Source organism: Streptomyces sp. NPDC099050 (assembly GCF_044759865.1).
In the GTDB taxonomy this organism is placed as follows: Bacteria; Actinomycetota; Actinomycetes; order Streptomycetales; family Streptomycetaceae; genus Streptomyces.
Genome location: NZ_JBIWAE010000032.1, coordinates 39,741 through 65,889, shown reverse-complemented (window position 1 = coordinate 65,889; position 26,149 = coordinate 39,741). Strand labels below are relative to the sequence as shown.

Below are 26,149 nucleotides of genomic sequence, written 5' to 3'. Positions count from 1 at the left end.
GATGTCCGGAAATCCGGACACGTCTTTCCGGACGGCACGGGGGGGGCTCCAGACCCCGGCGCGCCTCCGGGGATACGGCGCCGCCCCGGAGGGTTGTGTGCCCCGGGGCGGCACTGTCGGTGCGTGCGGGTCACATGGCTGCGGCCGCCTTCGAGGGGCGGCCCCAGCCCTGACTCCGGTCGATCGCGGCCAGCAGCGCCGGCTCCCAGCCGGCGGCCGCCAGGCCGGCGTCGTCGGTCAGGCCCGAGCCTGCGAGGACGGACAGTTGCAGCGCATGCTCGATACCCTCCGCCCACGCGTTCCGTACGGCCCGGCGGACCTCGACGCGAGCCTGTAGCTCGGCGGTGCCGCCCTCCTCCTCCGTCAGGCGAAGCTGGGCGAGGGCGTGGCCGCGGGCAGCGACGTCGTCCAGGAGCACGGCGGCCTTCTCCGCGTCTGGCTCTATCGGGGCCCGGGAAGCCTTCGGCTGCACACCACGGCGCAGTTGCTCCATGCGCGTGGGCAGTGGCTCCCAGGACGGCTGGCCCATCATCTCGACATTCGTCTCGACGACCGTACGGGTCCAGGCGCGGGCCAGACCGCGGGGCATGAGCGGGGTTCCGGATGGAACTGTCTGGCCATCCTGGTGGTTGCTGTGCAGGGAAACCCAGAGCACGGTGGCGGTGCCTCCGACCCGGGCCAGCAGCCGCTTTCGCTCGGGCAGCCAGCGCTTGAGGGCTCCCTGGGACAGGCTGGACAGGGGCAGGAGCTCACAGAAGGCCTCCGACTCGCTCCAGCCCTGGGGGCGGCGCACCACGCGCAGCTCCTCCAGGGCCGGGGAGAGATCCTCGATCCGGCGGGAGCACATCTCGCCCGCCCGGACGCCGGTGTCGCAGACCACGGCGCCAATGGCGAGCATCCGTAGCTGGCTGGTGGTCGCGTCCGGGGAGTCGGCCAGCTCGGTCAACTGCGCCCGCAGGAGCGCCCGGGGGCGCTTGGCGACGGGCTTCTGCCGCGGCGGGTCCGGCTGCGGCGGCAGCCCGGCGTAGTCCTCGGCGCCGCACGCAGTCACGAGCAACCTCAGGACCTCCAGGCGGATCTGCTCCGAGCTGTCGGAGCTCTTGGAGGGATCGGCGGCCTTGCGTACGCGCAGCTGGCCGGTACGGGCCAGACGCAAGTAGGCCTGGACCGGCTCAGCGGTGAACAGCTTCGTGAAATGGGCGTCGCCGTCGAGCGGGTGGTCGGCATGGGCCAGGGCGCGGGTGTACTCACCCACCACCCAGTTCACCTGCCGGGCACGGGAAGCGGAGATCGACGGCCAGGACACAACCTCGTCCCCGGCCGACCGCAGCAGTTCCGGGCCCGACAGCGTCGGGTCGACGGTGGTGTAACGGCTCATCCCGTCGCCTCGCCCCGGGCTGTGGTGACCCGAAGGAGCGCGCGCCACTTGTCGTCGAGCAGCGCCACCAGGTCGGTTCGGGCCTGCGCTGCGGCGGCGGCCCGCTTGCCCGTCGGTTTCGGCGCGTCACCGCGGTAGGGCACCAGCGCGTGCCGGACACTCTCCAGCCTCTGGACCAGCGCCACCGGACTGCCGTCCGCCGCGAGGAGCTCGCCGATCGCGTGCACATCGAGTCGTGCCGTCCCGCCGGCGGCCTCCAGGTTCCATGCACCAGACGTGTCGAACAGTCTCTCGCTGACCTCGCGGACGCGGTACTCGTGCTCCGCGCACCACGCCTCGGCGGCTCGGCCCCGGGCCTTTTCCAGTCGCTGGGAGGCGACGTCGCGACCCTGGTGGGGTTGGGCGCCGCGCTCCAGGCGCAGTGCCCGGGTCTCGGCGGACTGCCGAGTGCCCAGACCCAGCGCGTCAGCGATCTTCTGCCAGGACGTGCCCCGGGTGCGCGCTGCACTGATGAGCCGCAGCTCCATGTTGTCCAGGCGCTGGCGTGCCTCGTCCACCTGCGAGAGCGCCGCGAGGACGTCTTCCGCCGGTACCTCGCCCGGCTCCTGGCCCTGGGTGGCGTAGCCGCTGAGAGCGACCAGCACGGCGCTGATCGCCTTCTCCGGGGGAAGCCTGCCGCCGTAGCGGCCGTCCTCGCTGCTTCCGTAGCGCTCCAGCAGGAGCTTCTCGGCGGCCCACTTCGTCTCGCCGTGCTTCACATAGTCCTTCGCCATGCTTGTCAGCATTCCACTGACAGCAAGGATTGTCAGCGAAACGCTGACACCCTCTCCTTCGAATACGGACTACCGGACAGTCGCGGCGGAGCGGCGAATCCAACGCGGCGGCCAAGGCAGAGCCCCACCCCCACCTGGCTCGACCCCAGCCCACGAAAGTCAGCCCCGACGCTCCCGCACCCGAACAAACGCCTGCAGGGCTGCAGCAACCACTTCCCGACATCAGCCACGCGACCCGTCTTCAAGGCCACGCACGGACCCGCGGCCGCCGGCGGCGAGCGACAACCCCGTCGGGGCACCGCAGGCCCCCAGGGCCGAGGAGCTACCGACCAGCGGCGGGCGCTTCCCCTCACGCCAGACCCGCGCGGGGCGAGGCGTACCTTGACCACACCGTCCGTACGACTGCGAAGAGGTCCATGTGCGTTCTCCTGTACGGCCGTTAGCGCTCGCCCTGTCCTTGACCACTGGCCTGGTCGCCGGGTGCGGTCCGGTAGCCGATGATGCGAAACCGGGCACCCCCTCCCCGCCGTCCGCGAGTGCACCAGCGCCGTCCGCAGAACCGAGGCTCGTGGCGCATGACCCACCGTCCTGGTTCGACGTACGCGGGAAGGTGCAGCTACCCGAAACCGTCACGAAGGGCCGGACCAATTTGGCGGGTCAGGTCCGCGGGAGCAGCACAGACCTGCCCGTTCTCCTTCACGACGCCTTGGCCTTCGTGGCCTCCCCGACCGGTCTGGAGGTCGTCGACCTGGCCACCGGCCGCACCGTGGGCGAGGAGTCGGCCCGGGGTGAAGCGCTGCGCAGCGACGCCGAGGATGACACCCTGCCACCAGTCCTGGCCGGCGGCGCCGAGGTTCTGGCCCCGTTCCTGCTGACGGTGCCCGCCTCCGGCACGCACACCGCGGGCGCGATGGTCGAGCTCGTCGCCGTCAGCGCGACGGCCCCGCACAAGGGCACCTGGAGGACCACCGTCAAGCTGCCCGAGTGGGCGCTCACGGCCAACTCGGTCACGGTCGCGGCCGTGGGAGCGCACGACGGTACGGCCGTGGTCACGGTTGTCGGTGGTGACGAGGCCGTGTCGTACGGCATCGACACCGCGTCCCACGCCCTGCGGTGGAGAAAGGACGGGTTGGAGGCTGTCCAGGTCAGCACCGGGACGGTGACCGGCCTGCTCCACGGCGAGCCCCGCACACCCAGCCCGGTCGGGCTCGAACTCGCCACCGGCAGCGAGAAGTGGCGCGGGGCGAAGGTGTACGCCGCGTACATGGACGCAGCCGGCCCCTCCACGCTCCGCATCGCGGGCAGGAAACCCGACGGCACGAAGACGGATCAGTTGCTGGACGTGTCGACCGGGCGTCTCCGTGCCGACATGCCCCCGGGGCTCGGCACGGTGACCTGCACCTACGACCAGGCCCAGACGCTGGTGTGTCCGCACGCCTTCGCGGTCGTCGCAGTGGACCCGGCCACCGGACAGCTGCTGTGGGTCATCAAGGACGGCGAGGGGGGCCGCAGGGCGCCGACGGTGACCGCGGTCTGGCACGGACGGGTCTACGGCCTCGGCGCGAACGGCCCCGTCGCCCTGGACGCACGGACCGGCACGGACTTGCCCACCAAACCCGAAGCCGCACCACTCCTTGTGGACGCCTACGCCGGGCTGGTTCTGGACGCCGGCCGCCTGACGAGCTACCCGGCCGGCGGCTGAACGTTCTGCTGTCTCGTAGCCGTGCTGCGGCCCCTCCGGAACTCTCGGCGGGGCCGCCGCGCGATGGGAAGGAGGTTCTACTCGGCATCCTCCTGGTCGCGGTCCGGGAAGACCTTGAATCCCTCGACACCAACTGCGGCCGGGTCGGGAGTAGGGGCGACGTACTCGGCGACTGCCCGGCGGCACCAGGCGGTGGCCTCGGGGGAGCGCGTGCTCTCGACCTCGCTGTCGAGCTGCTCGCCTGCGATGCGCTCGGCGTCCAGCGGCAGCAGATGGTGGTCCATCAGGTCGTCCAGGGCGTGGCGGATCGCGGTGCGCTCGGGGCCTTCGGGCAGGGCGCGGCGTGCTGTGTGCAGGGCCCGGGCGATGGAGGCCTGCCCGACGTCCAGGACCTGGCGGTACTCCTCGCCGCCCTGAGCGAGCCGGGCGACGGCCTGCTCCCGGGTGAGGCCGCCCCGGAGAGCGAGCGCGTCAACCAGGGCATCCTCCTTGGTCTGGCGCCAGGCGTCGAACAGCTCCGTGCGGTCCTCGTAGGTGGTCTCCGGGAAGCAGCGGTGCAGTTCGCGGCCCTCCTGCGTCCAGTCGTGCAGGTCCCGGTCTGGGTGGCGCGGCCCCCAATCCTCCGCCCACTCGTAGGGGCCGCCGGCCCCGATGCCGAGCACAGCCGCGATGTTCGCCGCCTGCCAGTTCGTCCACACCAGCGTGCGCCAGCCGGTGCCGGTCCAGACGATCAGCGACGAGTTCGGCGGGTTCCCCTTGCTCTTGAACCAAGCGGGTTCGGGGATCTGGGACCTGTCCGGCGAGGCCGGGCGCAGGCCCGGGGCGGTGGTGGGGCGGGGACGCTCGGAAGCACCCGGGGCAGGAAGGTAGGTGTCCCTGGTGACGGAGACGACCCCGTTGTCGCTGCCGTGCTCGATGACGTCGGCGCGAGCGTAGGGGCCGCGGTGCGCGGCGTACGCGCGGGCGATCAACTGGGCGTCCTCGCGGCTGGTGCACCAGCCGACCGTCTGCCAGCCTGAGGCGCCGCCAGCGTAGTCCTCGCCCAGCACCTTCCCGTCGTGCCCGAGGTCGAGCCAGACCGCTACCTGCCAGCGCAGCGCCGGCGCCGGAAAGAAGTCCTGCGGCGGGTGCACGATCCGGCCGGGCGTCTCCACCGGCCAGCCGGTGTGCGCCCATACCCACTGGAAGCCCTCCAGGCGGGCCCACTCCGGCATCGCGATCATCGTCACGGTGCCGTCGGCCGCGCGCACCGGCACAGGAACACGGGGCCCGCGGCTGGTCGGGGTGTATCCGGAGCGGTTCGGCCCGTACTGGCTCTCGCGCAACACGTAGCCGTCGACCGCGGCCTGCACCGACGCCCACCGCTGCCACTGCGGGGCAATACCCTTCCCTTCGGCCCGGAGCCGGGCCTCCACCACCTCCGGGTCCGGCTCGGCCTCGCGTACGGGAAGCTTCCCGCCCTGGGCGGCGAGTGCCCGCAGGCAGTCCGCGACCATCCGCTCGTCGTCGGACAGCACCCGGATGTCGAAGAGTTCGAGGTGAGGCGGAAGGTGGACTCCGGTCGCCTCGCGCAGGGCGGCGGTGTACTTGGTGCCCGATGTCCGGGTGGCGGCGCGCGCTCGCTTCGCCGCGGTGGGCTGCTTCTTCGGCATGACGTCTCCAAGCCGGACGGACCCACGCTCCTCCGGCCGTACGTCAAGGGCCACAGAAGGAAGTACGGGACGCACCACGGGTGTCGCCGTGATCATCTACACGGGCCCCGGGAGACCTTGGCCGCCCCCCTGCCGGGGATCCCCCGCGGCGTGGGCGCGGGCTGAGCGGCGACCGGCAGTACGCGGCTAGCCGGGTCACGCCAGCAACGGTAGCGGTCGCCGCCGACAGCCACCGGACTTCGAGCGCAGGTGTTGCCGTGGCTGGCCGCCGCGGCGGGCGTGGACCGTCATGCAAGCCACCACAGCAGGGTTGCGAAGATCGCCGCCATCAGGGCCCCGGCAAATGCGATGCCGCTCTTCCCCCGCAGTTCGCGTCCCACGATGAGACCGAAGACGCCCAGGCCCGCGAGCCCCACGGCCAGCACGTACAGCAGCCATACCACCGACTGGTGGAAGGTTCCGAGCGACATCTGGAGTGCTCCTTCGTATCGGCCGACCGCCTTGCGGGGCTGTTGGCACGGGGATTTGGGGTCTGGCAGGCAGTTGTGCGGTGAGGTGGTCAGCGGTGAGACAGGGCGTCAAGCGGTGGCTCCGCCAGACCTCACCCGGTCGGAGTGGACCCGGTGGGCTTTACGGCCGGCGGGCGACTGCATCAGGGAGGTAGAGGACTCCTCGATCATCACCCGGTGCACGGACAGGGGGGCGGTGACCCGGACCGAGTAGCCCTGGCCCCGGCGGATCGTCTGCCCGTCCGTCAGCGCGATCCGGACAGCGCCATTTGCGACGTCCGCGAGCGCCTCGGCGACAAGGCCGGGCACGTCAACCACCACGCTGGGGTCCGGGTCGACCTCGTGCTCCTGGTCGGCCTCGATGTCCTGCGCCGAGAACGCGTCCAGGTCGGGGGCCGCGCGCGCTCCGGCGAGGTCGAGCGCGCGGCGGATGACCTTCGGGTCGACGCCGTGCTGTCGTGCGAGCGCCTTGACTGCCGTGCCGGTCTCGTAGGCGCTGACGATCTCGGCGGTCTGGCCGGGGCTGAGTCGCGCGGGTCGGCCGAGCGTCTTGCCTTCCGCCCGTGCTGCTGCGAGTCCGTCCTTGGTGTTCTCGCTGATCATGTCGCGCTGGAACTCAAGGACCCCGGCCAGCATCGTGACGAAGAGCTTCGTCATCGGGTCCTCGGAGGTGAGGTCCATGCCTGCCCAGGGTCCGGAGGCGATCCGCAGGTGGAGCCCTCGTCGCCGTAGGACGTCGCGGACGTCGAGTACATCCTTGACCGATCGGAACAGGCGGGCGGCGTCAGCGAGGCGTACGACGTCGCCGACCGCCGCCTCGTCCAGAAGGCGCACGAAGCCGGGCCGCTTGAGGGGATGCAGACGGCTGGAGGTCGCCGGATCCTCGTACGCCGGGGCGCCAGCCTTGAGGTACGAGGCGAGGTGGTGCTTCTGGCGGAGGTTGGTCTGCTTGTCCGTGGAGTGCCTCAGGTACAGGCGGTCAGCCACGGTCGACGTCCTCCTGGTCCTCGTTGGTGATGTCGTCCAACGGCAGGTCGATGTCGAGTACCAGGGAGCCCTGGACGTCGCCCCGGTTGGTGGGGTGCTTGAACACGGCGGTCAGGCGGATTCCGCCCTCGAACCGCTTGGACTCGCGCGGCTGGCCGGCGTCCAGGACGCTGCACCACTCGTCGAAGATGGAGCGGCGGTCGTTGTCGGTCTGTGTGGCACGGAGGCGGTCTACCTCGCCGCGCAGGGCGCCGTTGCTGGTGACGGTCCAGTTGAGCGGGTGCCGCTCCGCCTTGAGCCCGGCCTTCACGAGGCCGTCGAGCACGCCGATCGCGCGGTACTGCCAGCCGTTCAGGTCGGTGGTGGTGATGTCGCCGAACGCCATGGTTGTCCCCTTGGGTTGGCCGGGCCGTGGGCGGCCTGACTGTCGCGGAACACCCTATGGGGGCATAAAGGGGAGGCGCAAGTATGGCGTGGTCCTGATTGGATCGCGATCACGTTTCCGCTGGTCGCCGATTGGATCAGCCGTTCCGGCGTCCAGGGGGCGCAGGGGACCGCTTTCGCCCCCTCGGCCCACTGGATCGCGTATTCGGTCCGCGATGGAGCGGCTGCTGCGGGGCGACCTGCCACCTGGCGGCAAGTGCGACCTCAACACCCTCGCGGCCGAGGCCGGTGTGGCGCGAACGGCCTTCTACGCCAAGAAGCACCGCGACGGCTCCACCCGCCCCGGCCCCTACCAGCACCTGGCCCAGGAGTTCGACCGCCGGCTGAAGTCCCTGCGGGAAGCGGGCGAGATCGTGGACCCGCGCCTCGCTCAGATCGAGCGACTCAGAGAGCCCAATACGACCCTACAGAATCGCCTGACCAGGCAGGATGCCGAGCTTGCCGACCTGACCGATTTCAAGCAGCGTGCGCTGTCCCGGATTGCTGCTCAGTACTTGGAGATCGAACGCCTGGGTGAGCAGATCCAGGCCGGAGGCAAGGTCTCGAGCCTGTTGAAGAGAAGGCCGCCCAGCAGCACGATCGGCTCCTGCAGCTGACCGGCGCCGACTTGGCGTGTTGAGGGTCAGACCAGTGAGGGCAGGGCGCCGCGGGTCCACCGGCCGAGCTAGAACGCGGCGGCGGAGGGCTGGTCCTGCCCTTTGGTGGGCACTCTCCTGGAGAACAAGCTCAAGACCGCCCGCACCGCGATCGCCGCCCTCTTTCACGACAACGAAGCCCTTCGGCAGCAACTCGGCAAGGGCGTCTCAACCATCCGCCGCCGCGGCCCCCGCCAGCGTCATTAAGTGCGGCCGAGGTCTTGACCTGCAGGGTGAACGTCGCTTGATGCGGCATTGGTTTAGCGGCCTATCGAGGCTCAGCCCCCACCGAGGTGCGTATCTAATCGAGCCAAATTCTCCGATATAACCAAAAGCCCTATTTGGGCTATCTCGGACCTATTGCTGCAACCGGAACGATGACATGACTGTTTGTCATAGGACAAAGGCATGCCTTCGAATCCTTCATGCAGGGTCCAGAACTCCCCTGCTGTCCTGCGCTGTTTGATGTTGGACTGTGTGCTCGCAGGGCGGCACAGCCCTGTTCAACAATTGGGGAGGGCACATGCGCAAGCTTGCGCTGGTCGGAGCTCTGGCAGGGCTCACTGCACTGGTCGGCACCACGGCGGGGGTCGGTGTAGCCATTGCGGCGCCGCAGGGGTGCAACGTCACGGTTGTCTGTATGTACCGTGACGACAACTACTCAGGGGGCGGCTTCTTCAAGAACACCCCCGGTGGCCGCTACAACCTGAGCAACGAGGGCTTCAACGACCAGACCAACTCCTGGTGGAACAATGCGGCCGTCGATGCGAAGTGGTTCTTCAACACGAACCAGACCGGTTCGAGCCGCTGCATGGGGGCCGGCCTCGGAAACCACAGCCTGAGCCTGTACGACTACGACGAGGCCAGCTCCTTGGCCATCTACACCGACAACAGGGCCTGCTAGCAATAGCGTCAGGATCCAAGTGGTAACGGGGGCATCTGGCTGCGTGCCGGGTGCCCCCTCTTGAGGTGGGGAGCAAAATGGCAGCGGTTGAAGCGGTCTCGGTCAGCAGGATCTATCCCAGCGCGGCCGAGCCGGTGCACGCGGTAGACAAGGTGTCGCTGACAGTCGAGGAAGGCGAGCTGGCGATCCTCGTGGGGGCCAGCGGCTCGGGCAAGAGCACCCTGTTGAACTTGATCGGCGGGCTCGACCGGCCGGACGAAGGCAAGCTAGCCGTACTCGGTACGGACATGACGGTCTCTTCCGAGAAGGATCTGGCGCGGATGCGCCTGACCCGGATCGGATTCGTCTTCCAGGACTTCAACTTGCTGAGAGACCTGACGCTGCTCGAGAACGTCTCGCTGCCCCTAGAAGGGGCTGGTGTTCCGCGCCCCACTGCCCGAGCAGCCGCCGCGACGGCACTGGAACGGGTCGGCCTCGGTGACCTCGGGAACCGGTTCCCCAGCGAGGTCTCCGGCGGGCAGCAGCAGCGGGCGGCCATCGCGCGGGCCATCGTGGGTGAGCGCGAGATCATCCTCGCCGACGAGCCCACAGGCGCCCTGGATTCGACTACCGGGCAGGAGATCATGCAGCTGCTGAGCGCGCTGAGCGCGGAGGGCACCACCGTGGTCCTGAGCACCCACAACCCCGCGAACCTGCCCTACGCCTCCCAAGTCGTCACCTTGCGCGACGGTCGCCGCGTGGACGCGGAAGACCGCGAACCCTCGGCAGAGGCGGCGGCCCGCACGTGATCCAGCGCCGACGTCTCCAACTCGCCCTTGCCTGGCGCGTCATCATCGGACGCGGACGGCGCAGGGCGATGCTCCTGAGCCTGTTCGCCGTCCCCGTCCTCCTCGCCGCCTTCGCTGCCGGCTCCCTGCAATGGATCACGGCTACCGCCGACCAGCGTGCGACGAACCAGATGGGCTCGGCCGCCGCCTTGATCATGCCGGGCGAGACCAGGCCCACAGCCGACCAGATCGCTGGAATCATCCGGCCCGCAGGGCCCGGCCTCACGGCTACCGAGATGATCGACTCCCTCGAGTACCCCATGGTGTTCGACGGCATCACCACCCTGGTCTCCTTCAAGGAAACCGACTGGAGCCACGGGCCCGCCCGCAGCGCAGTGCGGATCCTCTCCGGCACGCTGCCCACCGCAGTCGGCGAGGTCGCCATCACCGAGAACCTCGCCGCCAGGCAGAAGCTCGCCCTCGGGGATGTGATGGCCAGCCGCTGGTCGCCCGCTACAGCACGGATCACCGGCATCATCCAAAATCCCCAGGGCTATCTCGGCCAAATGATCGTGGCTGCGCCCGGACAGAGCGCCCTCTGGAAAGACGCCCAGCACGCGGATGAGTACGGCACCCAGGCGAGCTGGCTCCTGGCCACCTCGGACCCGGGTCAGCTCTCCACCGTGCTCGGCGCGGCGGGCGACGCCGGCGTCCTGATCCGAACCCGCGCCGACATCCAGGCTTCACGGTCGATGCTCGAACGCGAACCTGGCATCATCATGATCCCAGGCGTCCTCCTCGTCAGCGTCGGTGCGGCAGCCGCCTTCTCCATCCGGATGCGCCGCCTCCAGCAGGAATTCGCCCTGCTCTCGGCGGTCGGACTCGACAGCCGATGGGTCCTGGCCACCTGCCGCATCGCCGGCCTGACCGCCGCCGTCTGGGGCGCGACGGTGGGATACCTCACCGGGACCACCCTCAGCATTCTGGTCCGCCCCCTGCTGGTCAGCGTCGTCGACAAAGACCTCGCCCCACTCACGGTGCCGTGGCAGCGCGGCCTGGCCCTCCTCGTAGTGAGCGCGGTCTGCGCCGTCGTCGCCGTGTGGTGGCCCACCCGCCTCTCCCAGCGCAAGCCGGTCAAGCGACAGATCGAAGCACCCACCCGGTACTCGTTGTCCTGGCGGCTCGCAGTCGGCTCCGTCTTCGGCGGGCTCGCCGCAGCGGCCCTGGCGACCTCCGTCCTGCTCACCTCCCGCTCGACGTCCTCGCTCCTGGCCACCGCAGGAACCGCCGGTCTCTTCCTGATCCTGCTCAGTTCCGTCCCCGCCAGCCTGCGCCTGCTCGCCCATCTCGCAACCCCGGCGACCGCGACGCTCCGTATCGCCCTGCGCAACCTCGCCCGCGAGCCCCGACGACCAGTCGCGGCCGTAGCCATCGGGATCTTCGCAGTGGCCTCCACCACCGCCACCATGGTCATCCTCGCCAGCGGCGCCCAAGACGAGAAGACCTCCTACGTCGGCCCCCGCCACCTCGGTCAGATCGAGGTCATCCTTCGGCACACCGAGGCCGTCACTCCTATCTCCCAGGCGCTGGCAGCCGAGTTCGGACCATCCACCACAGTGGTCCCCGTCAAGGACGTCACCGCCGCCCCAGCACAGACGACCCCGACTGCTGCTTCCCCGCTCAGCGCGCCCCCCTGGCAGATCAAGGTCAACGGCCCCCGGATCTCGATCGGGAGCTCCGGCATGGAATACGGCGACCGCCCCCTGGGCGCCGTGGACACCCCGGAGGAATTCCGTGCAGTGACCGGACGGGCCCCCACCGATACCGAGTGGCGTGTCATCGACAAGGACGGCCTCCTCGTCTTGCACCCCGCCTACCAGCAGGACGGACTCGCGACGGTTGCGATCCCGGGTGCGGACCCGGCACAGCCTGAACAGCAGGTCCGCGTGAACCGGATCGCCCTGGCCGCCGAAACCGACGCCACAACCCTCGGACGCGTCGGAGCCCTCATGGCGAGCCGGACCGCCCAGAAGCTCGGCGCCACCGTCACCACCAATAGCATCATGGTCACCCCCGGAGGCATCCCGCCGGCGGAGACCACCGCCCGGCTCGCACGTGTCCTCGAACCTCTCGGCGTACCCATCACCGACGTACGGATCGAACGCGGGCCCAGCGGGATGGTCCCCACCAAGTGGTACCTCGTGCTCTCCCTTGGATCCGTAGCGGCCGCGATCTCGATCATCCTCGCCCTCTCCGCCTCCGCCCAGGAACTCCGCCCTGACCTACGCCGGCTCTTCGAGATGGGCTTCCCGCCCACCGCACGCCGCCGCATCATCGCCTGGCAGTCCATCACCATCGCCCTGCTCTCGACCATCTGCGGCGTCATCGCGGGACTCGCCATCTCCACCTCAAGACTGGTGCCCTACGACATCGAAGTAGCCGTCCCCTGGACCCAGCTCACCGCATGGATCCTCGCGCCCATCCTCCTCAGCATCGCGCTGAGCCCCCTCCTCGCCCCCAACGGCCGCCAACTCCGGACAGGCCAGTAGCGGCTGCGCATGGCGCTGGAGCGGGCCGGGAAGGTCGCGATCACCAAGTACTCCATGAGGGACCGGGAGAGGCTTGGGGCGCTGCGGGTGGTCGGGGACGTCATCGCGCTCTACCAGCTGAGGTGGCCTGATGAGATCCGCCCGACCAGCGCGGTACCCGCGCCTGCGGAGGTCGACGTCAGCGAGGACGAGATCGAGGCCGCGGTCGAGTTGGCCAGCGCCCTCGCGGTCGGCTTCGACCTGTCGGAGCAGCGGGACCGCTACCGCGAGGCCGTCGAATCGGTTATCACCGCCAAGGCCCAGGGAGCACGTCCGGAGCCAGGCGAAGAAGACGCCCCGGCCGGTCAGGTCGTCGACCTGATGGCGGCCCTTCAGGCATCGGTCCGCGACGCCCGCTCCGCCCGCGGTGAGGATGCCGATGCCACCGTCCACAACCTGCCCGCCAAGAAGGCGACCAAGAAGAAGGGAGCCCCGTCGAAAGCCGCGGATACGTCAAAGAAGGCGGCGGCGAAGAAGACGGCGGGCCGGCGCGCGCCGCACCGGAGCGCCTAGAACTGGGCCCGGTTGATGCTCTTGACCCGCTCGCAGGCGACGCGGTCGATGTCCTTGAAGCGGACGCAGATCCTGTCCTCGGGTTCCCACTGGGAGCGGCTCCAGGTGTAGCTGAGGGTCTTACCCACCCGCGTCGCCCGCCCTGGGTTGTTGCTGAAGTGGGGCATTTCTCCGTTCAGGTACAGCGACACCTGCCGCGTCTTCACGCCCTTCGGTGGGTTGACCCAGATTGCGACTGGGGTGTTCCAGACGTCTGAGCCCTCCAGGCGGACGCAGATCTGCGGGCCGGAGAAGTGGTGTGTGCAGGAACTGGAGTCGGCCGCCGCCGGCGCCGCTGTCGACAGGACGAAGGCCGCCGCGAGAGCGCCCGCCGAGTGCAAATAGATGATCTTCCGCATGTCTCGTCAATCGGCCCGTCGGGCCGTAGGGACACGGGTGCACAGCGAAGTGCACCCCGACGAGCGAGCTGGCCCACGCCGACCAAGGCGGCTACGCCTCGACGGCTCCCTCCTCAGCCCGGCGGCCGACCTGCAGGCGGTAGGACAAGAACTTCCGCCTGGTAGGGAATCCGGGAATCAAGAACAAATCAGCCGGTGTCGAGGTTAAAAAAACAAACCAATAGATGGGTTGAGGGTTCTTGTGTAGTGTGGGGTCACGACTTCACTGGAGGTTCACTCATGCTGCGAATCCGTCCAGGTGCTCGGCTCTACGAGCCCCAGGAGCATCCGTTCCTCACCCGCCAACTTCGCGGATACGACCCGACGATGACTACCGCCGAGGTGTACGACGCCGCCCGCGGCTGGTGGGTCCTGGCCGAGTACGCGGAAGCGGAGAAGTTCGCCGTGGTCGTCAGCCGCGATACCGACCAGGTGGTCATGGCCATCGCCATCGAGCAATGGCATCACGACGGCAGCGGCCGGCGCGCGTTCTCCGGAACCATCCTTGGTCCCGGCGACGCGGTGTACGACACCTACGTCGGCCAGCCCGACCCGACCCCGACCGCGAAGCGCAGTCCGGTCACCTATGTCGAGGCGCCGGCCTTCGACAACCTCCTCTGCCGCTGCGGCTGCGGCGAGGAAACCCAGTCGACGTGGCGGCCCGGACACGACCAGCGCGCCATCCACCAGGTCATCCGTGCTGACTTCGACGGCTCGGTCGCCGCCTTCCTCGACTGGTACCAGGAACACGGCCCGAGCACTCCGCACTGACAGCTCGAGCACCTCGCCCGTACGGCACTTCACTCGCCCCGAAGGAGATCCCGTGACAGCCACCGATCCGTACGAGAACGTGCCGACCACCCTCGTGTACGACACGTTCGCCGAGACAGCCACCCAGCTCACCGGCCTCTACGTACGCAGGTCGGACACCGCGCCCACCCCGGAAGAGCGCCAGCTGTGGTGGCAAAAGGTCATGACCCTCCGTGACGCCAAGCGCTCAGTGCCGGCCCATGACCGCGTCCAGCTGATCGCCCACATCCAGCAGTGGAACACCGAGCTGAAGGCGCTGAAGGTCGAACAGCATGGCTGAGGCGAGGGACTACTTCCTCACGGAAAAGCAGCTGCGCGACCGTTTCGAGGAGCGGGTCAAGGAGTTCGTCTTCAGCGGCTACTCCCCGCAGGACGACCCTGTGCTGGTACTGCTCGGCGGGCAGCCCGCAGCGGGCAAGAGCCAGGCCATGGCCGCGGCGGAGCAGCGGCACTCCGACCGCCAACTGGTCCCGCTGACCGGAGACGAACTGCGCTCGTTCCACCCCGACTACCAGATGCTGCTGGATGAGGAGCCGTGGCTGTTTCCACAGGCCACGGGCCAGGCGTCCGGCGCTTGGGTCCGTATGAGCATCGAGCACGCCCGGGACCACGGCTACAGCCTGATGCTCGAAGGCATCTTCAGGGATCCGGCGATGACCGTGGCCACCGCCGAAGAGTTCGCCCCCACCCACCGGGTAGAGGTGGTCGGCATGGCGGTACGCGCGGAGCGGAGCCGGCTGGACAGCTTGCATCGGTACCTCGAAGGCGGCCGGTGGACCCCACCGCATGTCCACGACCTGGCGCTGCCCCAGATACCAGAGACGATCGCGGCAGTCGAGGCCAGCCCCGCGGTCAAGCGGATCACGATCACCGACCGGACTGCCATCGGCCACTACGTCAACGAACGCACCCCGCAGGGGGCGTGGGGCGCTGATCCTGCCGCGGTTCAGGCCGTGCATTCCGTGCGTGCCCGGCCCCTCCCTTCCGAGGAGGCGGCCGGCTGGCTTGAGCGGCGCGAAGCCATCGTTCTGTCCTTCGCAGCGCGCGGCGAGGTCAATGCCACCACCCGTTCGGTGCTGCGGCAAGTGGCCCTCGACGCGGACGTCATCGCCACCATGGTCCCTGCACAGAGCACGGCTCGGCTCCGCCACGAAGCGGTTCGGCCGCTCCTGGATGCTCTGGGTTCCGATCCGCTCTCGCTCGACGGGCCGCTGCCCCTGCTGCTGGTCACGGACTCGGAGCTGGCCTCGCGGGCGGCGCAGCTCTCCCGTACAGCCGCGCCTGCGGCCTCGCCGGCAACTCCACCGGATATGACCCAGCAACTGATCGAGCAGGGGGCACCCCCCGAGATCATCGAACGGGCCAGGAACTCGGCGCTGGAGGACCGGGAGTACGCACGCGCACGGGAATCCCGTGCTCATGAGCAAGCCGGGCGGCGACTACTGGAGGCCCAACACGTCGCCACCGAGACGGAACGGCGCCGTGGCCTCACACCCGAGGCAGCCCAGGCCGAGAACGCGCTACGGCTCCGCCTTCAGGGCCTGCTGCAGACCACTCGTCCACCGGTGCAGACACCGCCCGCCCCTGCCCTCCCGCCGAGGGTGCAGGGCCCTGAACAGCGCCCACCGGGCCGGGGACTATCCCGGTAGGGAGCAGGCCGGCCCCCGCGTCGATGACGCTCGCTGAAGCGGGGCCGCCCTCCAGCGCGGCCTGCACGCGAGAGAATCACCGGGTGAGCACACCAGTACAGCCCCAGCGCGACCGCGGTATCGGACGCGGCGTCAGCACCCTTATTCCGCAGAGCGCTACCGACCAGGCCATGGCCGCGCTCACCGGGCTGGAGACCGTGCCCGTGCACGTCGGTCTCCTCCAGGCGGCCGCCCTCCTGCTGGAGGCCGCCGCACAGACCGCTGCCGACGAGTCGACGAAGACCGCGATGGCCAAGACCGCGGGGATGCTGCGTTCCAGCATGTAGCCCACTCGCTCCCCCGTGTGCGGTTGTGCCAGGCAGTCGCTGCCCAGCACCACCGCGGTCTACACGGACGCCCGTGGGGTGCGGGCAACTGCCGTCGCGGGAACCGCGACCCGGGGTGTCGGGGCCGCTGCCTTCAGTGCCAGCGTCGCCGTGCCGGGCGGCAGGGTGACCGCGAGCCGGGCGGCGTGGTGGTCAGCCGCCTGGGCCAGCACCTGGAGGGCCTGGAGGTCACCAGGGGTGAAGCGGGCGGAGCCGACGGCCGCCGTGACGAGGGCCTTGGCCCGCTCGGCGACGTTGCCGTACGGGCCGACAGCCGGGCCCGGTCCGCTGTCATGCGGCGGCAATTGCTGCCAGGCGTCGCGGAACTCGGCAACCCTGCGGTGGTCGGAAGCGACCAGCTCCTGGCCCATGGGGCTGCTGATCCACTTCTGGAAGCGTGTCGTCACCTCCTCTGCGGCGCGTACGGAGTCCTCCCGGGTGGCGTACGCCGTCGGGGTCGCCCGCTCGACGAGCCGCTGCATCGGCGCTTCGGCGGAGATGCCGGACTCCTTGGCAGAGACGGCGGGCTCCTCGGCCGGCGTCGCGGCGGGTGCCGGTGCGGGCTCGGCGGTGGTGGCGACGGTGCTGTAGGTGAGGGTGGCGTCGGAGAGCTTGAGTAGGGCGTCGGCGGTGGGGAGGTCGCCCTGAAAACGTCGGGCCAGCGCCGATGCGGAGGACGAGATCGCCTCGCAGGCCCGGATGGACGCGGTCTTCCAGAACCCCTGGAACCGGATGTCGGCCTTCAGGTTCTCCCAGTAGGGGCCGGCGTTCTCCTTCATCACGTCCCAGACGTGCCTGAGGGCGCCGCGGACGGTCTGGATGCGCTGCCATTCGGGGTGGTCCTTGAGGCTCTCGGCGTGGGCGTCCACCCCTGCCTCGGCTGTCTCGACCGCGTTCGCCGCGGCGGGAACTGCCGGTGTGGGGTCAGCAATGGGAGCTGCCGCCGAGATCGGGGCCCAGGGCGTCTGGGTAGGCGGTGCGGGCGGCGGGCTGAGGACGGCCAGGTCCTCAGCCACGGCAGCACGGATCTCGGATGCTTGGACGGGGAGGCCGAGTTCGTCCCAGGCTTCGAGGGCCTGGTCGAATTCCGCCCAGTAGAGGTCTTCCGGGGTCGGGGCCGGCCCGGATGCCGTCGGCACGGAGGCGGGTCGTGCCTCCGGAGCGGTCGAGGGGACCGGCCGATCAGGCCCGTCCCACAAGGGCATTGACTCGCGCCCGGGACGGCGCTCCTGGTCTGTTGGTGTGGCCATCGCGGGTACCTCCATGGGGTCCTGCGCCGTGGGCGGCGCGCTCTGCGGATCGGCGGTGCGTTGCGGGGTGCCGGAGACAAGCTCGGGGTGGTCCTGCTGTCCGGGGCCGGACTCGGGTTCCGGCATTCCGCCGCTGGCGTTACGGGTGGCTGGTTCGACCACGGAATCGCCGAGGGGCGGGGGGCTGTGTGGTTCCGCCTCCTCGGCCTTCTCGTCCGTCGGGGTTTTGGGTGCTGCCGGCGCCCGGTCCGAGTCGCTGGCGGGGGACTGGTTGGCAGCGGGGCCGTCTACTGGCTCCGTTTGGTCTCTCGGTGCGCTGGTGGACTCGCTCGGGCTCCCCTTCGGGCCTGCCGCGGCCGGGGGTTTGGGGGCTGTCTGTGCCGTATCGGCGGGCGGGGTCGACGCTTCGGGCTCACGTGGCATGGCTTGCGGGCCGGGCTGTCCAGACACCGTCTCCTCACCCCGTGCTGCTTGGCCGGACTCGGAGTGGGGGCTGCCGAAGAGGTCCAGCTGTGTGTCCTTGGTTGCCGGCTCGGGGGGTACTGGCGGCGGCGCCTCCTCAGGGGGAGTGGGGGTCGCGTCAGGCTCGGGGGCCTCGTTCGTCTGGCCGGTGGCCGCGGTCGGCGGGACCTCGCCGCCCTTGGTGGGGGCCGGTGACGGCTCGCCCTGGCTGGCATCAGCCGGCCCCGGCTGTTCCTGGGCTGGTGCGGGGGTGTCAGGCGGACCGAACAGCCCGAGCTGCTGCTCGGTGGGGGGTGTGGCAGCTGGTGCAGTGGGGCCCTCTGCCGTATCGGCGGATGGCTCGGCTGTCGGGCCGGTGCTTTTGTCCCGACCTGCGGGCTTCTGCATGACGGCGTCGAGCGGCTCCTGTTCGGGAACCTCCGGCCGGCCGGTGTCCACAGGGGTCTGCCCTGGCTCAGCCGTGACCGGCAAGGCCTCGGTGGTGGGCTGGATGTCTTCTACGGTCATCTGCCCTTGCGGTACCCCTTCGGGCTCGGGCTCAGGTTCGGGGTCGAGGTGCGGGGCCGGGATACGTGTGGGCGGGGTCAGCCCGTACTCGTCGAACAGGTCCCTCGTTCCGTACCCGTCGCCGTCCGGCTGCGTGTCCTGCGCTGTCGGCTCCTCGGCGCTGTCGCCAGCCTCCGGTGATGCCGACGGTCCGCTGTTGTGCCCCATCGCTACGCTGTCGCCGAACCCGTCGATCCGCCCGGTAGGGGCAGCCTCCGGCGGGGCGGCGGGTGCTGCGGGCAGTTCAGGGGCGGGGGTCGTCTGGTCGTACGCTGCGAGGGTGTCTGCGGCCTGGTCCACCTTGTCCTGGTGGGGTGCGCGCTGCTCGACGCGTTGCTGGACGGCCTTCCGGCGGCTTTCCGGGGTGGGGTACTGCTTCGGGTCGAGCGTGGACTCGGTCAGCTCGGGGAGCTTGTCGCGTTCGGTGATCGCGCCAACGACGGCGTCCAGGAGCTCGACGCGGCGCCGGGCGTGCTCGATGGCCGGGCCGTAGTCGACGGCGGCCTCCTGTACGGCGAGCATGGTGATCCCGGCTTCCAGGACCGGGATCAGCTCGCGGTCCGTGAGCTGCTGGTCTTCTGCCTTCTCCAGCGCGGTCGCCAGGCGGCCGATGATGGTGGAGCCGAACTTGGGATTGGCAAGGTCACCGACGGAACAGGCGGAATCGCTGTGGCGCAGGTCGGGGAAGCCGACGTGCGCGCGGATCTCCGCGCCGCCGTCCAGGATCTCCGCTCGCACCGCGAAGTCGAGTCCGCCGAAGGTGCCGAGCTTTGTCCACGACCCCATTCCGAGGGTGCTGTGGCCGCGCAGGGCCGTCGCGACGGCCTGCCGCAGGACGGGGCCGGCCTCGCCGCGCTGGTCGAAGTCGCGTCCGGCGAGGCGGATGTGGAAGTCGTTGCCGCGGATGGTGGCGGTGATCTTCGGCAGGGCCGTGTCCCGGGCGGCGACGGCGGCCATGGTGGCGGCGCGTTCGGTTTCCTTGTCGAGGAGGAGTTCGGCCAGGCGGACGCGGTCGGCGGCCAGGTTGCGGCGGTCGGCCTCCAGGCCTTGGAGATGCCCCTTGGCCTCCATGAACTGCTTCATGTAGGGGTTGCCGCCGATCTCGGCGGCCATCGTGGCGTAGTCCCAGTCGCTGGCGCCGATCTCTTCGACGGTGTCGTTGTCGTCGTCTCCGACGCCGGGCGGGCGCTGGATGTCGCGCAGCCCCTCCGCCTTGGAGGTGAGCAGTCCGACCTGCCAGGCATCCATGCTGCCCTTTGTGGCCAGGAAGTAGATGTTCACTTCCTCGTGCTGGTTTCCGGGGCGGATGACGCGGCCGTTGCGCTGGATCATGCTGGCCGGGGTCCAGTCCTGGTCCAGGTGCATCAGGGAGTGGGCCCGGTTCTGGCCGTTGAACCCGGTGCCGAGGACTTCGGTGGAGCCCATAAGCACGGCGATGCCGCCGTTGTTGGATGCCTCCGCCATCGCGGCCTTCTTCTCCGGGGTGGCGTTGTCCTGGGCGAACTGGACCAGGTCGCGGGGGACATCGCGGGCGGCAAGCAGGTCGCGCAGCTCGGCGTAGGCGTTGAAGTTGCCCTTGTTGGTGCCGCCGGGGGTGCCGCTGTTGCAGAAGACGAAGAACAGGCCGCCGAGGATCGGGTGCGGGGTGTCGTCGCGGCTGGAGAAGGCATAGGTGTGGTCTTTGTGGGCGTGGTAGCGGGCCGCGATGATGTCGGCCGCGGTCATCAGCTTGTTCGCCGCGGGCGCGCCCGCGTCCACCAGCCGGGGGTCGAGTGCGACCGCGCGGCCCTCGCCGGTGACGGCCAGCATGTTGTCCTCTTCGCGGGTGACGTCGCCGGCGTGGATCGCCTGGCCGCGGGCCACCAGGGACTGGAGCCGGGAGCGCTGGTCGGTGGTCGGCTCCACCAGCACCAGCTCGGGGGCGCCGCCGGCGAGGGTCGGCCGCTCGATGCCGACCTCGTCGCCGGTCTTGGTGTCGGCGGCCAGCCCCCACATGGTCTTCATCGTGGACTTCGACACGAACCGGGAGAACCGCTCCACGACCGTCAGGCCGCTGCCGTCCGGGGCCATCTCGATGCGCTGGACCTTCTGCCCGAAGGTCTCCGACCACAGGTCCGGGCCGTGGACCCCGAACTGGTCCAGCAGCCACGGCGCCGCCAGTTCGAGGACCGAGTACTGCTCGAAGATGGAGTTCTCCATCGGCGTGCCGGTGCCGAGGGTGACAGTGGGGCGGCCGCCGTCGTACTCCGCCATCCGGTGGTGCCAGGAGAGCTTCTGGTGCAGGTCCACCCCGCGGACGCTCGCGGTCTCACCACCGGCCTCTTTCGAACGGAACCCGATGGCTGTGAAGCGGTGGGCCTCGTCGATGAGTGCGTAGTCGAAGCCGAGGTCGTCCCAGTACACCTCGCCCGGGGTGCGCATCGGTGAGTCGTTGCGCCTGATCCGGGACTCGACCGTGGCCAGGCGCTGTTCCAGCTTCATGAGCGCGAAGGCGTTGTGCGGCACCCCGCGCTCGCGCTCCAGCTGCTCCTTGAGTGACTCGATCTCGCGGAAGAGGTACAGCTCCTGCTGCTCGGGGCTCATCCGGACCGACCGGAACGCACCCTCGGTGAAGATGATCAGGTCGGGGGTGTTCGAGCGCAGCCACTCCAGGACCGGGCGGCGGTTCTCGCCTTCGAGGTCGTCGGAGGTGATCAGACGGATGTCGGCGTTGCGGTAGAGGAGCTTGGCCTCGTCCAGCCACTGCCGGGCCAGGTGCGGCTGGACGACCGCGAACGGCTTGGCGATCTGGCCGGAGGCCTTGAGGGCCTGCGAGCCCATCACCATGGTGGTGGTCTTGCCGAGGCCGACCTCGTGCGCGAGGACGACGCCCCGCTCGAACTGCATCCGTGCGGCCCCCGAGAGCTGCCACGGGTGCGGGGTCCGCTCGGTGGTGAACCCGGCCAGGGTCGGGGCGAGGCTGTCGTAGTTGCGGACGACGTGCCCGTTCATCGTCCGGTTGTAGGCGTCGGTGAGGACTGTGACGCGGGCGGTGCTGGCGGTGCAGTAGTCCTCGAAGGCGGACCGCATGGCGTCGGCCTTGTATCGCATCGCGCGAGTGGCGTCCTCGTCGACGCCGGCGCCGTCCAGCTGGTTCACGACCATGGAGGCCCGCCCGAGCAGGGCCTTGGCGATGTGCACCGCCGAGCGGCGCTCCGTGCCCTTCAGCGCGTTGATCGCGTCGGGGACCTTGCCCGCGGCCAGGGACCAGCCGTAGCGCTCGTTGTGGCTGATCTGGAGCGTCGGGTCGCCGAGGTACTCCCGCAGGAACCCCTGCACCAGCGGGGCAGGGACCCAGTGGGCGCCGAGCTGGGCGGTGAACTGCCCCAGGCGCTTGGGCGGCGGCTGCGCGGCCTCCAGCGCGGCGACGTTGACCGCGTACGTCGGGTCGGTGGCCGCGGCCTCGCGCGCCTGGTCCAGCTTCTGCCGGACCGGACCGGACAGATAGGCGCCAGCGTGTTCCAGCTGCTTGGTGACCGGGTTGTCGAAGACCTCGGTTCCCAGGCGGCGGCGGGCCTCTTCGGGCGTGGTGCCCAGCAGTGAGGCGATCAGCGGCAGGTCGACGCGGCCGGTGGCTCCCATCACGGCCGTCAGCGCGGTCTTCGGGTCGTCGGTGGGCTCCAGGTCGCCGCGGCGGGCGCCCGGCCTCTGGGTGAGGACCTCGGAGCGCACGGCCCGGTCGTTCGGCCGGTCCCAGTGCTCCAGACCAAGGACGAGAGCGGCATGCGGGTCCTTGCGGAACCAGCCCCAGCCGGTGGGGAGCCGGCCCTCGCTGTCCGGATCGACTCCGGCATCACGGGCGGCGGCCCGGGCCGCATCGGTCGGCTGGGCCCTGCGGGTCTGGCCGGGCTTCGACAGCGGCCCGTACGCCGTGGTGTAGGCGGTGTGCAGGCGGGCCAGCTGGCCCCGGGCCTCGCTCCCGTGGTTCGGGTCGCTGCCGGTGCGGTCCAGCTCCCGCACCTCCGCGGCGACGTCGCGCAGCGACAGCAGCATCCGCAGCTGCTCGGTGCCGGCGGTGCCGTCTGCGGTGATGACGCGGATGGGGTCGGCGCCGTTGACGTGCTGCCAAATCCGCGCCTGGTCGTCGGTGTAGAGGCGGCCGGTGAAGTCGCTCGCGTGCTTGTCGCGGGCGGTCTGCAGCAGTAGCGGCGTGCGGTCGGGCCCGTCCTCGTGCGGGGTGTATCCGCGGCCAGCGGCGATCGCCTCGGCGGCGGTGGTCTCCATCCGCTCGCCCAGCAGCCGTGACGCCGCGCCCGGGTCGCCCTGCACCGTCACGCGCGGCCCGTACGGGCCCATCTCGGAGGTGAGGCGGCCCAGCACGTTCTCGGGGTGATCGGCGAAGTAGGCGTTCACGGGCAGGCGGTTGCCGCCCAGCTCCCGTTCCGGTGCCTGGATCCACCCCTGGTCGCCCGGCTCCTCGCCCTCGGCGCGGCGGCGGAAGACCAGTACGTCGGCGACGACGTCGGTGTCGGCGGTCTCGCCGAACGTGCCCGCCGGCAGCCGGTAGGCGGCTGCCAGGTCTGCCCAGCGGGCCATGTCCCGGCGGGCGGCGGTCTTCTCGGCGTCCAGCGTCCACCGGGAGGTGATCACGGCCATGTAGCCGCCCGGCCGGAGAAGGGCGAGCTGCTTGATGATGAAGCCGTTGTGCAGGGAGTGTCCCGCCGCGCCGTAGCGGCGCTCGCCGAACGGGGCCTGTGAGAACGGCACGTTCCCGACCACCAAGTCGAACGTCCCGGGCGGGGCGTCGGTGTCGGTGAACGACTCGGGGAGCACGTTGGCGTGCGGGTAGATCCGGGCCGCGATCGCCGCGGTGGTGGTGTCCAGCTCGATGCCGGTCAGCCGTGCGGCTTGCGGGGCCACCCCGAAGAACGCGCCGCCCCCGCAGCCGGCTTCCAGCACCTCACCGCCGTCGAAGCCGAACGCGGCCAGTCCCTGCCACATCGCCTCGGCGACGGCCTGCGGCGTGTAGTGGGCCGACAGCACGGCCCGGGACGCCGCCCGCCACTCGAAGGGATTCAGCAGATCTCTCAGCTCGCCGCGCACCGGGGAGTAGGACTCCCAGCGGGCGTGATCCGCCTCGAAGCGTCCTTCCAGCTCCCCGCCGGGCAGGTAGGCCGGCTCCTCGGGGTCGGGCTCGTCCAGGAACACCGTCGGGACCGATCCCCAGCCCGACCAGCGGGCCAGGACGCGCTTCTCATCGGCGGTGGCAGCTCGGCGGTCGTTCTCCAGCGTGCGCAGCACCTTGATCGCGCCGAGGTTCGCCTCGGCACGGGCCAGCGGGCCGCGCGGCAGGTCCGCCGGATCAGGGCGGAATGGCTCCGCTACAGGTTCTCCAGCTCCGTGCGGATCGCCGCCAGCTCCGCCGCTTCCGGGCTCATCGCTGCCGCCTGGCCGTCCGGCTCCTCCGCCGGCGGCAGCACCTCGCGCAGCACCTGCTCCCGTGCCGTCGCCGCGATCTGCTGCAACTGGCCGACCCTGGCCTGGTAGTCCGTCTCCGGCTCCAGCGCCTCCTCCAGGCTCTCCTCCGCCGCTTCGATCGCCTCCTCCGTCTGCGTCCCCAGCCGCCGGAAGAACAGGTCCGGGTCCTGCATCGCCGCCAGCTCGCGCGGCCGGAACTCCTCCCAGTGCCTGCGCAGCAGCGCCTCGTACTGGCTGGTCGTCGCCATCCGTCTCGCCTCCCTCGTCCTCGGTGACGCTACCGTTCAGCGCCGCCATCTGTGCCGCCAGCCGGGATGAGTCCACGCCTCGCCGCTCGACGTCGCCGCCGGCGGCGCGCACCTGCTCGATCACCGCGTTGATGCCGATGAGCGCGGCGCCCATCGCCGGGATGCGCCGCTTGGCCGCCTCCCGCTCCCCCTTGGGCAGGCCGGTGTTCAGGGACTGCTCGCGCAGGTCCTCCGTGGTCCTCTCCGCGATCCGCGCCAGCTCCCCGAGCAGCCCCTCCTCGAAGGTGAACGGGTAGGCCCGCATCACCTGGCGTGTCAGCGGGTTCATCACCTTCGTCTGCGTCGGTAGCTCGTAGGGGAAGGGGGCGAGGGTCTTCAGCACCTGGTCGAGCTCGCGGGAGAGTTCTGCCGGCCTGCGCCGCAGCCACGAGACCATCGGCTCGTGGGAGCTGATCGGCAGCGTCACCTGCCGCTCGCGGCCCCAGGTACGCCGCGGCATCGTCTCCGGGTCCTGGTCATAGCGCTGCACCAGGGCGGCCATCGCCGCGGGCCCGGAGTCGAAGTCGCCGATGCTGCTGCGCTGGTCGTAGTCGGCCAGAGCCCGGAACTTCCGTCCCTGGCGCTCCACGTAGCCGTAGGAGCGCTCCGAGCCGTCGATCAGGACGCCCCGGCGGCCGCCGATGTCCCGGTCAAGGGTCGCGCGGGCGGCGTCCGGGTGCTGTTCCAGGCCCCGCCGGTACCACTCGGCGTCCACGGCCCGCAGACGCTCTGCCCGGGCCGTCTTGACCGCCTCGCTGTAGGAGTAGGCGGACTGCTCGGCGTTCCCCGCCACGAGCGACCCCAGGTCGGCGCTCTCCGCGACCAGGTCTTCCAATGGCATCTCGGCTACCGGTGCCCGTTCGCCATAGGATCGCGCCCGCCGAGAGATCCGCTCCTCCTTCAGAGCGGTGCGGTGGGCATTGACCTGGTCGTGGATCTCGTGGTCGACCGGCAGACGCGTCCACGCTGCCCCGATCTGCTCGTACGCGCTCTCCAGCGCCACATCGTCCAGGTCCGCCACCGGGCCCCCCGCCAGAACGGTCCGGGCGCTGCGGGCGGCCTCCTCGACGTTCACTGCCCTCTTACGGAGCTCCAGCGTCCGGTAACTCTTCTCCGAGCCGTGGAACGGGCTCTTGATGAGGGCCTTCGGCCACCACTCGCTCTCGGCCGCCAGGTCCTCGTTGCTCAGCTCGGTAACCGGCGTCGATGCCTCCACCCGCTCCAGCAGCCGCTCACCACGCAGCTTTCGCAGGGCCTGCCACCGCTCCTGCGTCGCGGTGCTGTACTCCCGAGACCTCTCTGTCGCGGCGACGTCCTCCGCCACGACCAGCTCCTCATACGAGAGACCGGTGAAGTCCTCCGGCTCCGGCACGGCGACGGGAACCGCGGCCGCGGGCCGGACCTGCTGTACGGGCGCCGCGGTGGCCACGGCCGTTGCCGGCACGACGGTCAGGTCTTCCGGCGTCTGTCCGGGCCCCAGGACTACGACGTTGCGGTCCTGCCGGGAGAACGCCAGCAGCACTGCGGCGAGGTTGCGGTCGCGGGTGCCCGAGTTCCATTTCCGGCCCGTCGCGTACCCCTGACGCTGACCGGACCAGTACAGGTTGCCGGCCTTTACCGCCCGCCGGTCGGCGGCATCGTGCCTGTCGGTGCCGTACACCGCGGCGACGCCGTCTTCCTCCCACCGGACCCACACTCGGTCGCGGACGCTCGGGTCGGCTGCCGCCCGGTGGTGGCGCGCGGCCAGCTCCGCGAACGATGTGAGCCGCTTGTCCCCGAGTCCGTCGCTGACGAGCCGTGTGTCTCCGACCCGGCCCACCAGGGCGTCGTTGTAGCCCCGGCGGGCAGCGGAGGCGATCTCGGCGCCGTCCGGGCCGAACACGGTGACCGCACCGCCCTTGACGAGGGCGTGGTAGCCCGTCGCCCCCTCCACCGACTGCGCTCCCTCGGGGAGTGGCAGCGGAGCAGGTGCGGCGGCCAGATCACCCTCCGGGTTGTCCGCCGCGGTGGGGCGCTCGATGGGGGTAGACACAC

18 protein-coding genes are annotated in these 26,149 nt (G+C 70.4%); 10 read left to right on the top strand and 8 right to left on the bottom strand.

The genetic code is table 11. The features are described from left to right. Window positions 1-130: 130 nt before the first annotated feature. Window positions 131-1,378, bottom strand: a complete 1,248-nt coding sequence (locus tag ACIQV3_RS36050; protein ID WP_403720249.1) for a hypothetical protein — start codon at window positions 1,376-1,378, stop codon at window positions 131-133. Further along, window positions 1,375-2,151: a hypothetical protein gene (locus ACIQV3_RS36045; RefSeq protein WP_403720247.1), complete on the bottom strand. Its 777-nt coding sequence runs from the start codon at window positions 2,149-2,151 to the stop codon at window positions 1,375-1,377. Before ACIQV3_RS36045 ends, ACIQV3_RS36050 begins: the two co-directional genes overlap by 4 nt. 715 nt (window positions 2,152-2,866) lie before the next feature. On the opposite strand from ACIQV3_RS36045, the gene ACIQV3_RS36040 reads away from it, so the two are divergent. Beyond that, window positions 2,867-3,853, top strand: coding sequence for a hypothetical protein (locus ACIQV3_RS36040; RefSeq protein WP_403720244.1), 987 nt, complete (start codon window positions 2,867-2,869; stop codon window positions 3,851-3,853). Window positions 3,854-3,930: 77 nt separating this feature from the next. On the opposite strand, the gene ACIQV3_RS36035 is transcribed toward ACIQV3_RS36040, so the two are convergent. From ACIQV3_RS36035 to ACIQV3_RS36020, 4 genes are all read right to left on the bottom strand, one after another. Beyond that, window positions 3,931-5,505, bottom strand: a complete 1,575-nt coding sequence (locus tag ACIQV3_RS36035) for a hypothetical protein (protein ID WP_403720241.1) — start codon at window positions 5,503-5,505, stop codon at window positions 3,931-3,933. A gap of 287 nt (window positions 5,506-5,792) precedes the next feature. Beyond that, window positions 5,793-5,975 carry a hypothetical protein gene (locus ACIQV3_RS36030; RefSeq protein ID WP_403720239.1) on the bottom strand — a complete coding sequence of 61 codons (183 nt, stop codon included), beginning with the start codon at window positions 5,973-5,975 and terminating at the stop codon, window positions 5,793-5,795. Window positions 5,976-6,083: 108 nt separating this feature from the next. Continuing rightward, complete coding sequence (locus ACIQV3_RS36025; RefSeq protein ID WP_403720236.1) at window positions 6,084-7,001, bottom strand: recombinase family protein; 918 nt, start codon at window positions 6,999-7,001, stop codon at window positions 6,084-6,086. Continuing rightward, window positions 6,994-7,386, bottom strand: a complete 393-nt coding sequence (locus ACIQV3_RS36020) for a hypothetical protein (RefSeq protein WP_403720233.1) — start codon at window positions 7,384-7,386, stop codon at window positions 6,994-6,996. Before ACIQV3_RS36020 ends, ACIQV3_RS36025 begins: the two co-directional genes overlap by 8 nt. Window positions 7,387-7,600: 214 nt before the next feature. Between ACIQV3_RS36020 and ACIQV3_RS36015 the strand changes: the two genes are divergently transcribed. From ACIQV3_RS36015 to ACIQV3_RS35995, 5 genes are all read left to right on the top strand, one after another. Further along, entirely contained in the window at window positions 7,601-8,041 is a 441-nt protein-coding gene (locus tag ACIQV3_RS36015; protein WP_403720231.1) for a hypothetical protein, read from the top strand. 562 nt (window positions 8,042-8,603) lie between these two features. After that, on the top strand, window positions 8,604-8,984 hold the full coding sequence (locus ACIQV3_RS36010; protein WP_403720229.1) for a peptidase inhibitor family I36 protein: 381 nt from the start codon (window positions 8,604-8,606) through the stop codon (window positions 8,982-8,984). A 77-nt stretch (window positions 8,985-9,061) separates the two neighbouring features. Next, window positions 9,062-9,772: an ABC transporter ATP-binding protein gene (locus tag ACIQV3_RS36005; protein WP_403720226.1), complete on the top strand. Its 711-nt coding sequence runs from the start codon at window positions 9,062-9,064 to the stop codon at window positions 9,770-9,772. Then, on the top strand, window positions 9,769-12,300 hold the full coding sequence (locus tag ACIQV3_RS36000; protein WP_403720224.1) for an FtsX-like permease family protein: 2,532 nt from the start codon (window positions 9,769-9,771) through the stop codon (window positions 12,298-12,300). The genes ACIQV3_RS36005 and ACIQV3_RS36000 overlap by 4 nt, the downstream gene beginning before the upstream one ends. Window positions 12,301-12,309: 9 nt before the next feature. Beyond that, window positions 12,310-12,852, top strand: coding sequence for a Ku protein (locus tag ACIQV3_RS35995; protein WP_403720222.1), 543 nt, complete (start codon window positions 12,310-12,312; stop codon window positions 12,850-12,852). On the opposite strand, the gene ACIQV3_RS35990 is transcribed toward ACIQV3_RS35995, so the two are convergent. Beyond that, window positions 12,849-13,250 (bottom strand): hypothetical protein, encoded by a 402-nt coding sequence (locus ACIQV3_RS35990; protein ID WP_403720219.1) that lies wholly within the window; start codon window positions 13,248-13,250, stop codon window positions 12,849-12,851. The two genes, ACIQV3_RS35995 and ACIQV3_RS35990, sit on opposite strands and share 4 nt — an antisense overlap. Window positions 13,251-13,616: 366 nt before the next feature. On the opposite strand from ACIQV3_RS35990, the gene ACIQV3_RS35985 reads away from it, so the two are divergent. From ACIQV3_RS35985 to ACIQV3_RS35970, 4 genes are all read left to right on the top strand, one after another. Beyond that, window positions 13,617-14,060, top strand: a complete 444-nt coding sequence (locus tag ACIQV3_RS35985) for a hypothetical protein (RefSeq protein ID WP_403720217.1) — start codon at window positions 13,617-13,619, stop codon at window positions 14,058-14,060. 52 nt (window positions 14,061-14,112) lie between these two features. Then, a complete protein-coding gene (locus tag ACIQV3_RS35980) occupies window positions 14,113-14,379 on the top strand; it encodes a hypothetical protein (RefSeq protein WP_403720214.1) in 267 nt (88 codons plus the stop codon). Continuing rightward, the gene (locus ACIQV3_RS35975) at window positions 14,372-15,748 is read left to right on the top strand and encodes a zeta toxin family protein (protein WP_403720210.1); all 1,377 of its coding nucleotides are present in this window, start codon (window positions 14,372-14,374) and stop codon (window positions 15,746-15,748) included. Before ACIQV3_RS35980 ends, ACIQV3_RS35975 begins: the two co-directional genes overlap by 8 nt. 83 nt (window positions 15,749-15,831) lie before the next feature. Continuing rightward, complete coding sequence (locus ACIQV3_RS35970; RefSeq protein WP_403720206.1) at window positions 15,832-16,074, top strand: hypothetical protein; 243 nt, start codon at window positions 15,832-15,834, stop codon at window positions 16,072-16,074. Window positions 16,075-16,133: 59 nt separating this feature from the next. Here ACIQV3_RS35970 and ACIQV3_RS35965 read toward each other — a convergent pair whose 3' ends face one another. Then, window positions 16,134-26,147, bottom strand: a complete 10,014-nt coding sequence (locus ACIQV3_RS35965) for a hypothetical protein (RefSeq protein ID WP_403720204.1) — start codon at window positions 26,145-26,147, stop codon at window positions 16,134-16,136. Window positions 26,148-26,149 lie beyond the last annotated feature (2 nt).

What these genes read in the sequence shown, in the direction of transcription:
- ACIQV3_RS36050 (WP_403720249.1), bottom strand. Translation starts at nt 1,378, where the DNA reads ATGAGCCGTTACACCACCGTCGACCCGACGCTGTCGGGCCCGGAACTG.
- ACIQV3_RS36045 (WP_403720247.1), bottom strand. Translation starts at nt 2,151, where the DNA reads ATGGCGAAGGACTATGTGAAGCACGGCGAGACGAAGTGGGCCGCCGAG.
- ACIQV3_RS36035 (WP_403720241.1), bottom strand. Translation starts at nt 5,505, where the DNA reads ATGCCGAAGAAGCAGCCCACCGCGGCGAAGCGAGCGCGCGCCGCCACC.
- ACIQV3_RS36030 (WP_403720239.1), bottom strand. Translation starts at nt 5,975, where the DNA reads ATGTCGCTCGGAACCTTCCACCAGTCGGTGGTATGGCTGCTGTACGTG.
- ACIQV3_RS36020 (WP_403720233.1), bottom strand. Translation starts at nt 7,386, where the DNA reads ATGGCGTTCGGCGACATCACCACCACCGACCTGAACGGCTGGCAGTAC.
- ACIQV3_RS36015 (WP_403720231.1), top strand. Translation starts at nt 7,601, where the DNA reads ATGGAGCGGCTGCTGCGGGGCGACCTGCCACCTGGCGGCAAGTGCGAC.
- ACIQV3_RS36010 (WP_403720229.1), top strand. Translation starts at nt 8,604, where the DNA reads ATGCGCAAGCTTGCGCTGGTCGGAGCTCTGGCAGGGCTCACTGCACTG.
- ACIQV3_RS36005 (WP_403720226.1), top strand. Translation starts at nt 9,062, where the DNA reads ATGGCAGCGGTTGAAGCGGTCTCGGTCAGCAGGATCTATCCCAGCGCG.
- ACIQV3_RS35995 (WP_403720222.1), top strand. Translation starts at nt 12,310, where the DNA reads ATGGCGCTGGAGCGGGCCGGGAAGGTCGCGATCACCAAGTACTCCATG.
- ACIQV3_RS35990 (WP_403720219.1), bottom strand. Translation starts at nt 13,250, where the DNA reads ATGCGGAAGATCATCTATTTGCACTCGGCGGGCGCTCTCGCGGCGGCC.
- ACIQV3_RS35985 (WP_403720217.1), top strand. Translation starts at nt 13,617, where the DNA reads ATGACTACCGCCGAGGTGTACGACGCCGCCCGCGGCTGGTGGGTCCTG.
- ACIQV3_RS35975 (WP_403720210.1), top strand. Translation starts at nt 14,372, where the DNA reads ATGGCTGAGGCGAGGGACTACTTCCTCACGGAAAAGCAGCTGCGCGAC.